The following is a 13,492-nucleotide window of genomic DNA, read 5'->3' on the forward strand; positions in this document are numbered from 1 at the left end:
GGTATCAGACTCAGACCTTGTCGCCGATCTTGAACAGACGCGGCAGCGGCTGCGACGTTTGCGGGCCGAACCAGCGGTTGTAGATGTTGACGGCGGTGCCGTCTTTTTCCAGACCACGCAGCGTGTCGTTCACGAACGCTGTCAGACGCTCTTCACCCTTGGGCACGCCCACGCCCATGTAGTCGTTCGAGATCGTGAACGCCGGGATTTCGTAGTTCTGCTTGTCGGGCACGTTGGCGAGCAGGCCGACCAGCTTCGGGCCGTCCTGCGTAATCGCCTGTACGGTGCCCGCACGCAGGGCGGCGAAGGCGAACGGCGTGTCGTCGAAGGCCACGATGGTCGTGCTCGGGTATTTCTCGCGCAGTGTGATTTCGTTGGTGGTGCCCTTGTCGGCGCCGACGCGCAGCTTGCTCAGTTGATCCGCCGACGAGAGCGTGCCCTTCTTCGCAAGAAACTGCTGGCCCGACGAGAAGTACGGGATGCTGAAATCGACCTGCTTGGCGCGCTCATCCGTGATCGTGAAGTTGGCGAGCACGAGGTCGACCTTCTTCGACGTCAGGAACGGAATGCGGTTGGCGGGGTTCGTCGGTTGCAGTTCGAGCTTCACGCCCAGCTTGTCGGCGATGGCCTTGGCGTAGTCGACATCCAGACCGATGATCTTGTGCGACTTCGCATCGACGTAGCCGAACGGCGGGTTGCTGTCGAACGTCGCGACGCGCAGCACGCCGGCCTTCTTGATGTCGTCGAGCTTGTCGGCATGTGCTGCGAGCGGCAGCAGGGCAACGGCAGAGAGGAGGGCGGCGGCGAAGACCGAGGTGCGGCCGCGACGGTGGCGTTGGGTGTGCTGGGTGTGATTGGCGCGTGGTGTGCGATTGTTGTTTTGCATGGCCTGATGGGCTCCGTTTTTTAAGACGCGTAAAACCTTCACTCGATACCGCCGGGGATATTCCGGACAGGGTTCGGCGGTAACTCGTCACGGATAGTGGCGAGCGGGTTTCACACGATAACGGGGCGCGCATGCGGGCCCAACCAATCGATTTTTCTTAGCAAAACGCCGGCGCAGATAAGCGCCGGCGTGCGGGGTGTTTCATGCTGATTGGCAATGATACGAGCGTGCCGATGGTCACGCTCGCCGTACTGCCGGAAGATCAGCCGTGGTGGTCATAACGATGGTCGTGATCGCGGTCGTGGTCATCATGACGATCCGGTCCCGGACCATGGTCCCAGCCGCCGCGATCGAGCGCCCAGCCGTGCGGGCCCTGATGCCAGACCGGTGCACGATAGGCGTAGCCCGGACGTGCACGTTCCCAGTGACCGCCCACCCATACGTGGCGATGGCCGTCCCAATCCCAGAAGCCCGGTGCCCATGCATAGCCGGGACGCGGCGCCGGCACCACTTCGTAACGCGGCGGCGGCGGTGCGCCGATGCTGATCGAAACACCCACCTGAGCTTGCGCGGGTGCCACTGCAATACCGCCAAGCGTGGCGGCAACGAGCGCGATGGTAAGAGTCAGTTTTTTCATATTCGCCCCCTTGAAAGCGATGTCTTTGAATGCGCTTTCATCGTACGAGGTGAAGTGGCGAATAACGAAGCAAATAGTCGTAAGAAAGTGTTGGAATTGTTTCGTTCTGTTGGCCGAAAAGCCGCATGAGCAGCGGCTTTCACGTGTTTTTACGAAACCGGCGGGCAGTCGGGATTTCCCGCCGGTCGACACGATGGTGAACGGATGGTGAATGTTAGCCGCCACTTATTTCGCGGTGTGCTGATGCCGGAATTCCTGCGTGCGGCCACCGTAGCCATATGCGGCGGCGCGTGCGTCGATCACGTGAATGTACGAGCACGCGTGCACGTTGCCGAGCAAGCCCGACAGCGTCTCGAACACCTGTGCGATGTACTGCGCTTTCTCGGCTTTCGTATTCGTCTCGTCGGTCACGCTGATATCCAGATGGAAGGCGTTTTTCCCCTGCTCGGCGAGCGGTGCGCCACCAATGAACCAGCGCTCGTGCGGAATGTAGTCGACGGTGACGGCGATCACCTCGGGTGCCTTGTGAAGCACGTCGACAGTGAGTTGCGAGACGGCGCGCACGGCATCGCGGGTGAGCTTGTCGTTGGGCGTGCCGGAGAGTTGCAGAACGAGATGGGGCATGACGAGACTCCTGAAGTGGTGACGAAAGTGTCGGCGCCGGGGTTGGCCCTTAGGTTGGCGCCGTCCGGGCGTCTGAAAAGCGTGACTTCAGTCTAGGGTCTCGGTTGACATCGGAAAAGCGGGAATTTACGATGTGATCCATCGGTTTATCAAATGGGTGAGATGATGGCGCCGGGATTCGATTTCGATCAGTTGCGCACCTTTGTCGCGGTCGCGGATGCCGGCAGCCTGTCGGCGGCGGCACCGCTGGTCTTTCTCTCGCAGTCATCGGTGAGCGAACAGATTCGCAAGCTGGAGGCCCGCGCTGGCGTGTCGCTGTTCACGCGCGGCAAGCTCGGCGTGGCGCCGACGGCGGCGGGCGACCGCTTGCTGGGGCACGCGCGGCAGTTGCTCGCACACAGCGAGCAGGCGTGGCACGACGTGCGGGGTTTTTCGCTGTCGGGCGAACTGCGGCTGGCCATTACCGACTACTTCCGCCCCGGCGAAGTCGCACGCATGCTCCGGCATCTCGGGGTGGTGTACCCGGCGCTGCGCATCCACGTGACGATTCTCAAGAGCGGTGTCATCGAAACGGGTTACGACACGGGGGAGTTCGATATCGGCGTGTCGATGCGCATCCTTGGCAAGTCGCTCGGCCGCGATGGCGTTGCCGGTACGCTCGCGCTGTCTCGCGAGTCGCTCGACTGGGTGGCCGCCCCCGATTTTGTGCTCGATCCCGACGCGCCGTTACCGCTGCTCGTCCTGCCGGACACTTGCGCGCTGCATCGCTTCACCACGCAATGGCTCGACACGCATCACGTGCCGTACACGATTGCGCACGTGGCGTCCGGGGTGGCGGGGTTGCAACTGGCGTTGAGTGCGGGACTCGGGGTGGCGTGTCTGAACGCGTCGGCGGCGGGGCCGTCGCTCATGCGGATCGAGAAGCTGGTGAGCCGGCGGCGCTTGCCCAAGCTGCCCGACGCAGAGTTTCACTTGTTGCCCGCGCGCCGGGGTGAGCCCGATTGGGTCACGCAGGCGCGCCAGGCGCTGGCGTCGCAGCTTGCCGCGCCAGCCGCGTTAAGCGCATGAATTACAGGGCGAGTTACAGCGCGTTGATCGGAATCTTCAGATAGCGCGTGCCGTTGGACTCGGGCGCGGGCATGTCACCGGCACGAATGTTGACCTGCACGGCGGGCAGGATCAGTGTGGGCATGTCGAGCGTCCGGTCGCGGGCTTCACGCATCGCGACGAAGGCGTCTTCGTCGATGCCGTCGTGCACATGGATGTTCGCGCGACGCTGTTCGCCGACCGTCGTTTGCCAGTTCGCCGCGCGGCTCGCCGGCGGATAGTCGTGGCACATATACAGACGCGTGGCTTCAGGCAGCGACAGCAGTCGGCGGATCGAACGATAGAGCGTGTGCGCATTGCCACCGGGGAAATCGCAGCGCGCCGTGCCGACGTCGGGCATGAAGAGCGTGTCGCCGACAAACACCGCATCACCGACGCGGTATGCCATATCGGCCGGCGTATGGCCGGGGACGAACATCGCTTCGGCTTGCAGATTGCCGATGGCGAACGTCTCACCATCGTCGAACAGGTGATCGAACTGCGAGCCATCGGGCGGCACGTCGGCCCCGAGATGGAACAGCTTCTTGAAAACATGTTGCACGTCGCGGATATGCCCGCCGATGGCGATGCGCCCGCCCACGCGCTCCTTGAGCCAACGCGCCGACGACAGGTGGTCGGCGTGCGCGTGCGTTTCCAAAATCCAGTCGACCGTCAGTTGCTGTGCCTTCAGAAAATCAAGCACGCGCTCTGCGGAACCCGTGTGCGTGCGGCCCGCCTTCGGGTCGTAGTCCAGCACGGGGTCGATGATCGCCGCGCGACCGCCCGGCGCATCGAATACGACATAGGTCACCGTCGAGGTGCCGGTGTCGAAGAAGGCTTCGATGTGGGCTGCGGTGGCTGACATGGCCGGGCTCCTGCAAAGGTTTATCGATTGATATATTATAAACGAGTAAAGTGTACGCGATATGCGTGACATAGCGTCGCGCGGCGTCCGCCCTCGAATTGCCTCGATCCTGCCATGCCACGTGCCACTTCGTCACCCCTGCACGCCAACATCGCTGACGTCTCCCATGCCTCTGATGCCTTCGGTGCTTCGGCTGCCGCGACACCGCCGACATCCGTGAATCCGGATGGCACAGGCACGGGTGCGCCGCTGGACGTGGCGCGCTTGCGCACGGCCGCGCGCGATGCGACCAAGCTGCTGCGCGCGTTGGCCAACGAGGATCGGCTGCTGATTCTGTGTCAGCTCACGCAGGGCGAACGATCGGTGGGCGAGTTGGAATCGCAGCTCGATATCCGGCAGCCGACCTTGTCGCAACAACTCGCCGTACTGCGCACCGAACAACTCGTCACCACGCGCCGCGACGGCAAGCGTATCTATTACGCGGTGGGCGACGCTACCGTACTTGCCGTGCTGTCTTGTCTCTACGATCAGTTCTGCCCTAAACCGTGACGCGATGAACCGGTAAGGCCTTCGCCGTGCGCCTTCTCACTGCCCGTCGTCTGTGTTTTCTCTGTTGGATCGACCGCCCATGACCCTCGATACCCTTCACTTCACGCCGTGGACGGCGCTGGCCGGTGGCGTGCTGATCGGCGTGGCTGCCGTCTGGCTCATGCTCGCCAATGGCCGCATCGCCGGCATCTCCGGCATCGTCGGTGGCTTGTTGCGCCCGCGCGCGGGTGACGTCGGCTGGCGGCTGGCGTTCATCGCCGGGCTGATGGTTGCCCCTTGGGCGTATCGCCTGTTGGCGGTCGTGCCGGAAGCGCAAATCGACGCGAGTTTCGCCATGCTGATAGGGGCGGGCTTGCTGGTCGGCTTCGGCACACGGCTCGGCTCGGGCTGCACGAGCGGCCATGGGGTTTGCGGCTTGTCGCGACTGTCGTGGCGATCGCTGGCCGCCACGCTGTGTTTCATGGTGACGGGCTTCCTCACGGTGTTCGTCGTGCGCCATGTGCTGCATGTCGGAGGTGCCGCATGAAGAAGTTTGCACTGGCGTTCGTTGGCGGGCTGATTTTCGGCCTCGGCCTGATTCTCGCCGGCATGGCCAACCCGGCGAAGGTGCTCGGGTTTCTCGATATCGCCGGGCGCTGGGACCCGTCGCTCGCGTTTGTCATGGGCGGTGCCATTGCCGTCGGTCTGGCCGGCTTCCGACTGGCGCGTGCGCAGCCGATGGCGTGGACGGGCGAGCCGCGCGCATGGCCGAGCCTGCACGGCATCGACAAGCGTCTGGTGTTCGGCGCGCTGCTGTTCGGTATCGGATGGGGGATCGCCGGCATCTGCCCGGGGCCGGCGCTCGTGTTGCTTGGCGCGGGCTCAGGCAAGGGGCTGACGTTCGTCTTGGCAATGCTCGCCGGTATGGCGATTCACGCGATGTTGCCCGCACGGGCAGACAAACACGCGGCATCGATGGGATCGACCAAGGGCTGACCGGGTGGATGGGCGTCCGTGTCCGGTCCGCGAACGTCAGTGCCGTCTTGCCAGTTCGGTCCCCGCATCGGCGGGCAGGCGGCGGGTGACCGGAATCGAGAGCCACGAGAACAGCCCGATCACGAGAAACGCGGGCAGGAAATCGCTGGCCGTCAGTTGCTCGTGCCCCGCGAGCCGGCTGCTCGCCTGCAAGACCATCCCGGCAATCGTCACGCCCAGCCCCAGCGACAACTGCTGAATCACGCTCGCGAGGCTCGTCGCCCGGCTCGCGTCACCGCTCGCAATGTCGGCGTATACGATCGAATTCAGGCAGGTGAACTGCAACGACGGGAAGAAGCCGCCGAACGCCACCACGCCCAACATCACAAGCACCGGCGTGTTGTGCGTGAAAAGACCGTACGACGCGAGCGCCAGTCCAGCGAACGCGGCATTGACGATCAGCACTCGCCGGAAACCGAAGCGTGCCAGCACGCGCTGCGCAATGGCCTTCATGAAAATCGCGCCGAACGCTGAGGCGCAGGTAATCATGCCGGACTCGAACGGGTCCATATGCAGCCCTTCCTGCAACGCCAGCGGCAGCAGAAACGGCACGGCGCCCAGACCGATGCGAAACAGCGAGCCCCCGACCACACTCGCGTGGAAGGTGGGAATGCGCAGCAGCCGGAAATCGAGCAGCGGCGTCTCGGTGCGATTGGCGTGCCACCAGTAGCCATAGAGGAAGACGGCACCCAGCACACACATGACGATGACGACGCTGTCGGGCACCTGATGTTCGCCGATCATGGCGAGCCCCAGCATCAACAGGCCGCTGCCGAGCGCCGACAGTACGAAACCGACCGTATCGAGCTTGCCGGCGTCGCCGCCCCGGTCGTTATCGATGTACTTGCCCGCGAGATAAATCCCCAGCAGGCTGACCGGAATATTGATGAAGAAAATCCAGCGCCAGTGCAGATAGGCGGTGATCGCGCCGCCCAGCGGCGGGCCGATGACCGGGCCTAGCAGCGCAGGCATCGTCAGGTAGCCGATCGCCTTGACCAGATCGTGCTTGGGCACCGCGCGGAAGATGACGAGCCGGCCGACCGGCACCATCATCGCGCCGCCCACGCCTTGCAGGAAGCGCGCAAAGACGAAGGTCGGCAGCGAGAACGACAGCGCACACAGGATCGACCCGGCCATGAAGATGCCGATGGCGGTGCGGAAAACGTTTCGTGCGCCGAAACGGTCGGAGACCCAGCCGCAGATCGGAATGAAGATACCCAGCCCCACGACGTAGGCCGTGAGTGCCATCTTCAGTGAGATCGGGTCCTGGTGCAGGTCGCGTGCCATGGCAGGCAGCGAGGTGGTGATCACCGTTGCGTCGATGTTCTCCATGAACAGGGCGCAAGCGATGATGAGCGGAATAATGACGGCGCGCGACACGATGGGGGGGACGGCTGGCGCAAAGAGATGGATTGTCCCATAACGCATGCGTTGCCTTCAATCGCTAAGACGACGCCGATCGCTTGTGCGCCGCCAATTGACGGCAAATACCGCTTGCTTGGCGTATACGGCAGCCGCGAGTGATGTGATCGATTGCGCTCGCCACGTCAGGTTGACGCGGGCGGCATGGCTTGAAGCAGTTCGCCGGCATTCAGGCGGTACAGCACGTGACGGCGCAGCCGGTGGCCCGGTGGAATCAGCGGATGCAGGAAATCCTCGTCGGGGCAGTGCCGCATGCCGATGCGTGTCATGACGCCGCGCGAGCGCACATTGGCCGGTACGGTGAACGACACCAGTTCGTCGAGTTGCAGCACGTCAAACGCGAAACGGGCGGCCGCGCGGGCCGCTTCGCTGGCGTAGCCGTTCGACCACCATGGGCGGGCGAGCCGCCAGCCGATTTCCACGGCAGGGACGAATGGCGCGTCGAATCCGACGCGCATGAGCCCCACAAACCCTGCAAAAGGCGTTACTCCCGGAATCTCGAGCGCCCACGGGCCGAAGCCGTGCGTTTCCATATGGTTGCGCAGGCGCTGTGCGACGGCATCGCTCTGGGCGCGGTCGAGCGTCGTCGGGAAGTGACGCATGACTGCCCGGTCGGCATTCAGGGCGGCAAACGCAGCCAAATCGTCAGTCCGCCAAGGGCGGAGTACGGTCCGTGCGGTCGTGAGCGTGACCGGCGTCGTGTCGTGGCGCTCGGGCAGCGCCGGTGCGGAGGGTGAAGTCGTCATGCGAATCGAGCGAATCAATGAAAGCGGCGGAAATCCGTTGCGAAGTTACCAAGGACGCGAATTCGTCATTTGCTTAATTCTAAACGCGAAAAGGCCGACCCTCGAAATCGGCGCCGAGCCTTACCTGATGGGCGTTCCGGAGAATTCCTGCGGTCAATTGGCATTCACGGCAATTCTCATCTTACGGAAACCGGCTCGGCCGGGGAAATGACATTGATGCATGGATGCGCAATAGCGAATTGACGTATACGTTAACGAAAGAATTTCCGTCCCGATTTATTGATGGCGCGACGCAGCATTGGTTGTTGCGCAATTCATGGAAGCTATCCACCGATATTGCACGGGCGTTCATTCCGTTGAACGAACACAGCCCGTTTTCATGTCACCCATCATGCGTGGCCTGAATCTGAACCAATCGCTTGCGCGAATTCACCGTAGTGCTTATCCGGAAATTGCGCTACACCGATGTGAATTCCCCGAATGTCAGTAGTGTTTTGGATAACAGACTAATCGGCATACTCTTAAATATTTGTGATCGTATATTTTGGATTGCGTTTTATGGGGGAAGCCGGTGTGTGTTGCGGTCGATGGGGTTTTGTTGCGAATCCTTACGAAGTCTTGCCGAATGTTGCGCTGTGGCTCAGGCAATGCGGAGTCCTGACGACTCGCTTCGCTATTTTCACCAGATTGCGTGGCAATGACCCACATTAGCGGGGGGTAATGAAGGGAGGAATGCTGGGGAAATTCTGGGATTCATGCCCTGATTCTGTGCATATTCTGAAGTTGTGCTTGGGAGATTCAATGCGATTTGTGCTGGCACAGACTCATTCTTCGGAAATGCTGTTTTCAATTTGTTAAAACTCGTGCTATTTTAAGTGGCGATCCATTTTAACAATGTAAGGACACGCCAGATGGCAAACTATAAGGAAATTCGCGCGCAGATCGAGAAGCTTGAAAAGCAAGCGGACGAAGCTCGTGCCAAGGAAGTTTCGCAAGTCATTGCAGAACTCAAGCAGAAGATTCAAGAGTACGAGTTGACCGCCAAGGACCTGGGCCTTGCCACGACCGATGGCCGTCGCCGCGCCGCACGCGCGCCGCTCGCTGCCAAGTATGCGAATCCGGCAACCGGCGAAACGTGGTCGGGTCGCGGTCGCGCACCCAAGTGGATTGGCAAGAACAAAGAGAAGTTCCTGATCAAGTAAAGTCGCCGGCGTTATTGCCGGACTGGCATTGCCGGTCACATGCCAGGGAAGGCGGGGCGAAGCGTCATTGCGGTGTCTTACAAGAAACATCGCGCTGAGCCATCTCCAACGTGTCCCTGAGAGCAGTAAAGCAGCAGCCCAGTAGTTGTATTGCCCCCCATCCCGGATCGCCTGGCTGTGGCTTGATGTGATGCAGTGCCCGTAATGAATAAAACCCGCCGTCCAGTGCTGGACGGCGGGTTTTTTCATGGGTGTTTCAAACGGGAAATCAGTGCGCGGGGAGAATCTTGCGGGGCGTTACAACATTACGCAACATTAAGCCGCCCCCGGATCGTCCGGCGGGAACATCAACGTGACGCGCAGCCCGCCCGTCGGGCGATTGCTGAACGAGACCCGCCCGCCGAGTTGCTGCGTCAGCTTGTCGACGATGGCCAGCCCCAGCCCGCAGTGCGCATTGCCGCCGCGCGCCGGGTCCAGCCGCACGAAGGGGCGAATGATCCGGTTGATGTCTTCATTGGGAATGCCGGGCCCGCTATCTTCGATGACCAGTTGCCAGCCGCTCGCGTCTTGCGACGTGCGGATCGCCATCGGCGCGCGTCCGTAAGTCACGGCATTGTCGAGCAGGTTGTTGACGATACGTTCGAGATAGGTCTGCTTGAGCTTGAAGCTCGGGCCAGCCTGAAGATCCAGCTCGATCGCATAGCCCTGATCGAGAAACGGCTGAATCAGCGACTGCATGCGGGCTTCCACCGGCGACGCGGCGCTATCCGACTCGATGCCCCGTGCAAACAGCAGGAACTGATCGACGATGCGCGTCATCGATTCGGCGTCGCGCGTGATGCCCTCGCTCATCTGGGTGTCGTCGATCATCTCGGCGCGCAGCCTCAGCCGGGCGAGCGGTGTTTTCAGATCGTGGGCAATCCCGGCGAGCATCGTATTGCGCTCGCGATCGGTCTGCACGATGTCGTGACTCATGCGGTTGAAGCGCTCGGTGAGCTGGCGAACTTCCAACGGACCGCGCTCCTTCACCGGCGTGCGGATGCGATGGGTGGCCAGTTGTTCGGCTGCCGCCGCCATATCGCGCACGGGGCGCTGCAATTGCCAGGCGGCAAAGAGCGCAAAGATGACCGTGATACCGAGGACGGCCGCCAGACCCGGCAGTATCGTGGCGGTGCCGGGCGGGTTGCGCACCGACAGCACGGGCGTGGCAATCCAGTAATCGCGACCCGGCAGACGCGCCCAGATACGCGGCGGCGGCGTGCGCTCGACCCGCAACTGGGTGCCGGCCGGCAGGCGGCGCGCCAGTTCCGTGGTCAGGCGCTGGGTCTTGCTGGGCGGCTCGAACACGTCGCCATGGGCAAACGTGGCCGGCACCACCTGCACGAGATCCGGCAGCATGAGCTCCGAGTGACCGTCATGGACTTCGGCGGCCGCCTTGATGATGAACGCCATCTGCTCGGCGGCGTTCTGTACGCGCGTATCGTCGTGATCGCTGCGCAGGATCGTCAGATAAGAGAAATGGCTGATGACCAGCGCGGCAATGATAAGCAGCGCCAGACGGCCAAACAGCGTGTCGAAACGGCCTTTCATGCGGGGCTCCGCATATGGCCCGGGGTTAACAGCATTGCCAGCATTGCCGGAGTCCTTGCCAGACCGGTGAGCGAAGCCCTTCCAACGAAAGGCTTCGAAAAAAAGCGTATGACGCCGGTATAACAACCGACCCGGGCCCCGGCGCATCAGCCGGCTGCCATATCGGCCCGCTGGCCGTCGGGTACAAAGATGTAACCGCGCCCGCGCACGGTCTGGATAAAGCGCGGGCTCTGAGCGTCTTCGTCGAGCAGGCGGCGCAAGCGCCAGATCTGCACGTCGATGCCGCGATCGTTCACGTCGCTGTCCGCGCCGTAAAGCAATTCGATGATGCGTTCACGCGAAAGCACCTGCATGGCGTGATTGACCAGCAGGCGCAGCAACCCGTACTCACCGTCGGAGAGCGTGAGCAACTGCGCATCGCGCGTGAGCGTGCGGCTGCGGAAGTCGAGTACGAACGGACCGAACGTGTAGTTCTCGCGCTGCTCTGGCACCGCAGCATCGGGCGACTTGCGCCGGCGCAGTACCGCGTTGATACGGGCGAGCAACTCGCGCGGGCTGAACGGCTTGCCGAGATAGTCGTCGGCGCCGATCTCGAGCCCGACGATGCGGTCGATCTCGTCGCTGCGTGCCGTGAGCAGAATGACCGGCACGTCGTCGTTGCGTGCGCGCAGATCACGCAGCGCCGTCAGCCCGTCGACCTTCGGCATCATCAGGTCGAGCACGATCAGCGCAGGGCGCTCTCGTTCGAGGCGCGCAGCCAGCCCGTCGCCATCGTGCATGACAGCAACAGAGAAGCCGTGACGGCTGAGATATTCACGCAGCAGGTCACGCAGATCGGGATCGTCGTCGACAACAAGAATCTTCATATTCGTTCTGACAGGTTGTGTCGTCATGATAGTGGCCTCCCCGTGCGGCTTTGCACGCGTTTTGTTTCCGGGCATTACAGTGTTGGTCACCTGTAATCATGCGTAATAATAGAGCCTGCGCCGTCAGCGCACGAAATCCGCGCACTTCCGCGAACATCATTTAAGCTTCGCACTGTCTGCGCATCACCACTTCCATGCACACCCAACCGCACTTTCTCGCCTTGCAGGCCTTTCGCAAGTGGGCGAGGAGAACGCTGCGGTCAGGCACTGCGAGGCGCGGCACGCGGGAATAAGCAGGTCTGCGAAGCATCGCCGGACCGCGAACCATCTCCCGTGTACCGGGTCCCTTACGGCATAAAGCGCTTTTTGGTCCTGCCCCACAAAGGTGTCACGTCCGTCTGCTATGCTGATCCACCGATTTCGGCGAGGCATAGGGGCGGGGAACCCCGCCGGGCCAGCTTGCCGCGCCGCAGCAATCAGAAAAAATAAACGTCGTCCGCACCGGACGAATCCGCTAAACACTCCGTTGTAACGAGGAAGTCATGACCGAGCACGGTCCCCACGGTTCCGACCAACCGAACGATTCCGGTCGTTCGTCAGTGCCGCCCACGTCCCCCGCAGCCGGGGCGCGCCGCGACATGGGGGCAACCCCACCGGCCTCGCGCAAGCGCCGCTGGCTCGTGCCGGGCGTGATCGGGTTAATTCTGGTGTTGATCGCGGGCGGTGTTTACTACCGCTTGCAGGCTCAGAACGCCCAAGGACCGGCCCAGCAGGGCGGCCGTCGCGGCGGCCCGCCCGCCGGTATGGCAGGCGCGGGGGGCATGCCGGCCACGCCGGTGACGGCGGTGGACGCGAAGAAGGGCGACCTGCCCGTGTTCCTCAATGGCCTGGGCACCGTGACCCCGACGCGCAGCGTCATCGTGCATTCGCGCGTGGACGGTCAGTTGATGAAGGTGCACTTCAAGGAAGGCGACATGGTCAAGGAAGGCCAGTTGCTCGCCGAGATCGACCCGCGGCCGTTCCAGGTGGTGGTGACCCAGCAGGAGGGCCAGCTCGCCCACGATCAGGCGCTGCTCAAGAATGCGCAGCTCGATCTGGCCCGCTACGAGACGCTGCTCAAGCAGGACTCGATTGCCTCGCAGACCGTGGATACCCAGCGCGCGCTCGTCAAACAATATGAAGGCACGGTCAAGTCCGATCAGGGCCAGTTGGACAACGCCCGCCTGCAATTGAACTACGCCAGCGTCACCGCGCCGGTCTCGGGGCTGGCCGGCCTGCGTCAGGTGGACCCGGGCAACATCATTCACGCATCCGATACCAACGGCATCGTGATCATCAACGAAGTCACGCCGATCACGGTCGTGTACACGATTCCCGAAGACAACCTGCCGCGCGTGGTCAAGCGCACGCGTGCCGGTGAGGCGTTGCCGGTCGAGGCATTCGACCGGGCGGGCAAGATCAAGCTGGCCAGCGGCAAGCTCGCTTCCATCGACAACCAGATCGATACGACGACGGGCACCGTGAAGCTCAAGGCCGCGTTTGCCAATACCGAAGGCATGCTGTTCCCGAACCAGTTCGTCAACGTGAAGATGCTGGTCGACACGCTCAAGGATGCAACGCTCGTGCCGAGCGCGGCGGTACAGCGCGGCACGCAGGGCAGCTTCGTGTATGCCGTGCAGGCCGACCAGACCGTCAAGCTCAAGACGGTGAAGCTCGGACCGACCGATGGCACCAACGTCGCGGTCGAGTCGGGTGTCGAGCCGGGCGAGAAGCTCGTGATCGATGGCATGGACAAGCTGCGCGACGGCGCCAAGGTCGAAGTGATCACGGCGGAGAGCCGTGCGGCGGCCACCGCACCGCGCCAGCCGGGCGAGAAGCGCAATAGCAATGGCAGCCATCGCCGTCCGGGGCAGTAAGGTGCGGCGCGCGTGAGCCTGCTGCCCTTGCCGACCCTGCTGAAACCGCTGATCGAATACGCGGGCACCGCGCCAATGCCGGTGCCCGC

The 13,492-nt window shown here is 62.7% G+C and carries 14 protein-coding genes; 6 read left to right on the forward strand and 8 right to left on the reverse strand.

The window, feature by feature from the left end; translation table 11 throughout:
• Window positions 1-10: 10 nt before the first annotated feature.
• From CDV44_RS25490 to CDV44_RS25500, 3 genes are all read right to left on the reverse strand, one after another.
• The gene (locus CDV44_RS25490) at window positions 11-886 is read right to left on the reverse strand and encodes an ABC transporter substrate-binding protein (RefSeq protein ID WP_087691414.1); all 876 of its coding nucleotides are present in this window, start codon (window positions 884-886) and stop codon (window positions 11-13) included.
• Between the two features lie 262 nt (window positions 887-1,148).
• Window positions 1,149-1,523, reverse strand: coding sequence for a YXWGXW repeat-containing protein (locus CDV44_RS25495; protein ID WP_087691539.1), 375 nt, complete (start codon window positions 1,521-1,523; stop codon window positions 1,149-1,151).
• A gap of 225 nt (window positions 1,524-1,748) precedes the next feature.
• Window positions 1,749-2,147, reverse strand: a complete 399-nt coding sequence (locus tag CDV44_RS25500; RefSeq protein ID WP_087691415.1) for a 4-oxalocrotonate tautomerase family protein — start codon at window positions 2,145-2,147, stop codon at window positions 1,749-1,751.
• Between the two features lie 153 nt (window positions 2,148-2,300).
• Here CDV44_RS25500 and CDV44_RS25505 point away from each other — a divergent pair, with 153 nt between their 5' ends.
• The gene (locus CDV44_RS25505; RefSeq protein WP_087691416.1) at window positions 2,301-3,215 is read left to right on the forward strand and encodes a LysR family transcriptional regulator; all 915 of its coding nucleotides are present in this window, start codon (window positions 2,301-2,303) and stop codon (window positions 3,213-3,215) included.
• A gap of 13 nt (window positions 3,216-3,228) precedes the next feature.
• On the opposite strand, the gene CDV44_RS25510 is transcribed toward CDV44_RS25505, so the two are convergent.
• Window positions 3,229-4,098 carry an MBL fold metallo-hydrolase gene (locus CDV44_RS25510; RefSeq protein WP_087691417.1) on the reverse strand — a complete coding sequence of 290 codons (870 nt, stop codon included), beginning with the start codon at window positions 4,096-4,098 and terminating at the stop codon, window positions 3,229-3,231.
• 264 nt (window positions 4,099-4,362) lie between these two features.
• Between CDV44_RS25510 and CDV44_RS25515 the strand changes: the two genes are divergently transcribed.
• The 3 genes from CDV44_RS25515 (at window position 4,363) to CDV44_RS25525 (ending at window position 5,622) form a co-directional block, all read left to right on the forward strand.
• The gene (locus CDV44_RS25515; RefSeq protein ID WP_249277734.1) at window positions 4,363-4,647 is read left to right on the forward strand and encodes a helix-turn-helix transcriptional regulator; all 285 of its coding nucleotides are present in this window, start codon (window positions 4,363-4,365) and stop codon (window positions 4,645-4,647) included.
• 79 nt (window positions 4,648-4,726) lie between these two features.
• On the forward strand, window positions 4,727-5,173 hold the full coding sequence (locus CDV44_RS25520; protein WP_087691418.1) for a YeeE/YedE family protein: 447 nt from the start codon (window positions 4,727-4,729) through the stop codon (window positions 5,171-5,173).
• Window positions 5,170-5,622 (forward strand): DUF6691 family protein, encoded by a 453-nt coding sequence (locus CDV44_RS25525; protein WP_087691419.1) that lies wholly within the window; start codon window positions 5,170-5,172, stop codon window positions 5,620-5,622. Before CDV44_RS25520 ends, CDV44_RS25525 begins: the two co-directional genes overlap by 4 nt.
• Window positions 5,623-5,658: 36 nt before the next feature.
• Here CDV44_RS25525 and CDV44_RS25530 read toward each other — a convergent pair whose 3' ends face one another.
• Both CDV44_RS25530 and CDV44_RS25535 read right to left on the reverse strand, forming a co-directional pair.
• On the reverse strand, window positions 5,659-7,089 hold the full coding sequence (locus tag CDV44_RS25530) for an MFS transporter (protein ID WP_256388479.1): 1,431 nt from the start codon (window positions 7,087-7,089) through the stop codon (window positions 5,659-5,661).
• A 119-nt stretch (window positions 7,090-7,208) separates the two neighbouring features.
• The gene (locus CDV44_RS25535) at window positions 7,209-7,829 is read right to left on the reverse strand and encodes a GNAT family N-acetyltransferase (RefSeq protein WP_087691542.1); all 621 of its coding nucleotides are present in this window, start codon (window positions 7,827-7,829) and stop codon (window positions 7,209-7,211) included.
• Window positions 7,830-8,740: 911 nt separating this feature from the next.
• On the opposite strand from CDV44_RS25535, the gene CDV44_RS25540 reads away from it, so the two are divergent.
• Window positions 8,741-9,031, forward strand: coding sequence for an H-NS family nucleoid-associated regulatory protein (locus tag CDV44_RS25540; protein ID WP_087691420.1), 291 nt, complete (start codon window positions 8,741-8,743; stop codon window positions 9,029-9,031).
• Window positions 9,032-9,346: 315 nt separating this feature from the next.
• Here CDV44_RS25540 and CDV44_RS25545 read toward each other — a convergent pair whose 3' ends face one another.
• Window positions 9,347-10,621: an ATP-binding protein gene (locus tag CDV44_RS25545; protein WP_087691421.1), complete on the reverse strand. Its 1,275-nt coding sequence runs from the start codon at window positions 10,619-10,621 to the stop codon at window positions 9,347-9,349.
• Between the two features lie 146 nt (window positions 10,622-10,767).
• Complete coding sequence (locus CDV44_RS25550; protein WP_058375757.1) at window positions 10,768-11,514, reverse strand: response regulator; 747 nt, start codon at window positions 11,512-11,514, stop codon at window positions 10,768-10,770.
• A gap of 515 nt (window positions 11,515-12,029) precedes the next feature.
• On the opposite strand from CDV44_RS25550, the gene CDV44_RS25555 reads away from it, so the two are divergent.
• Window positions 12,030-13,403, forward strand: coding sequence for an MdtA/MuxA family multidrug efflux RND transporter periplasmic adaptor subunit (locus CDV44_RS25555; RefSeq protein WP_087691422.1), 1,374 nt, complete (start codon window positions 12,030-12,032; stop codon window positions 13,401-13,403).
• Window positions 13,404-13,492: the final 89 nt, after the last annotated feature.

Source organism: Pandoraea sp. PE-S2R-1 (genome assembly GCF_002179865.1).
Classification (GTDB): domain Bacteria; phylum Pseudomonadota; class Gammaproteobacteria; order Burkholderiales; family Burkholderiaceae; genus Pandoraea.

Coding starts and splice junctions, on each gene's coding strand:
- CDV44_RS25535 (WP_087691542.1), bottom strand. CDS start 7,829: ATGACGACTTCACCCTCCGCACCGGCGCTGCCCGAGCGCCACGACACG.
- CDV44_RS25555 (WP_087691422.1), top strand. CDS start 12,030: ATGACCGAGCACGGTCCCCACGGTTCCGACCAACCGAACGATTCCGGT.
- CDV44_RS25545 (WP_087691421.1), bottom strand. CDS start 10,621: ATGAAAGGCCGTTTCGACACGCTGTTTGGCCGTCTGGCGCTGCTTATC.
- CDV44_RS25510 (WP_087691417.1), bottom strand. CDS start 4,098: ATGTCAGCCACCGCAGCCCACATCGAAGCCTTCTTCGACACCGGCACC.
- CDV44_RS25490 (WP_087691414.1), bottom strand. CDS start 886: ATGCAAAACAACAATCGCACACCACGCGCCAATCACACCCAGCACACC.
- CDV44_RS25505 (WP_087691416.1), top strand. CDS start 2,301: ATGGGTGAGATGATGGCGCCGGGATTCGATTTCGATCAGTTGCGCACC.
- CDV44_RS25550 (WP_058375757.1), bottom strand. CDS start 11,514: ATGACGACACAACCTGTCAGAACGAATATGAAGATTCTTGTTGTCGAC.
- CDV44_RS25520 (WP_087691418.1), top strand. CDS start 4,727: ATGACCCTCGATACCCTTCACTTCACGCCGTGGACGGCGCTGGCCGGT.
- CDV44_RS25540 (WP_087691420.1), top strand. CDS start 8,741: ATGGCAAACTATAAGGAAATTCGCGCGCAGATCGAGAAGCTTGAAAAG.
- CDV44_RS25525 (WP_087691419.1), top strand. CDS start 5,170: ATGAAGAAGTTTGCACTGGCGTTCGTTGGCGGGCTGATTTTCGGCCTC.
- CDV44_RS25495 (WP_087691539.1), bottom strand. CDS start 1,523: ATGAAAAAACTGACTCTTACCATCGCGCTCGTTGCCGCCACGCTTGGC.
- CDV44_RS25530 (WP_256388479.1), bottom strand. CDS start 7,089: ATGCGTTATGGGACAATCCATCTCTTTGCGCCAGCCGTCCCCCCCATC.
- CDV44_RS25500 (WP_087691415.1), bottom strand. CDS start 2,147: ATGCCCCATCTCGTTCTGCAACTCTCCGGCACGCCCAACGACAAGCTC.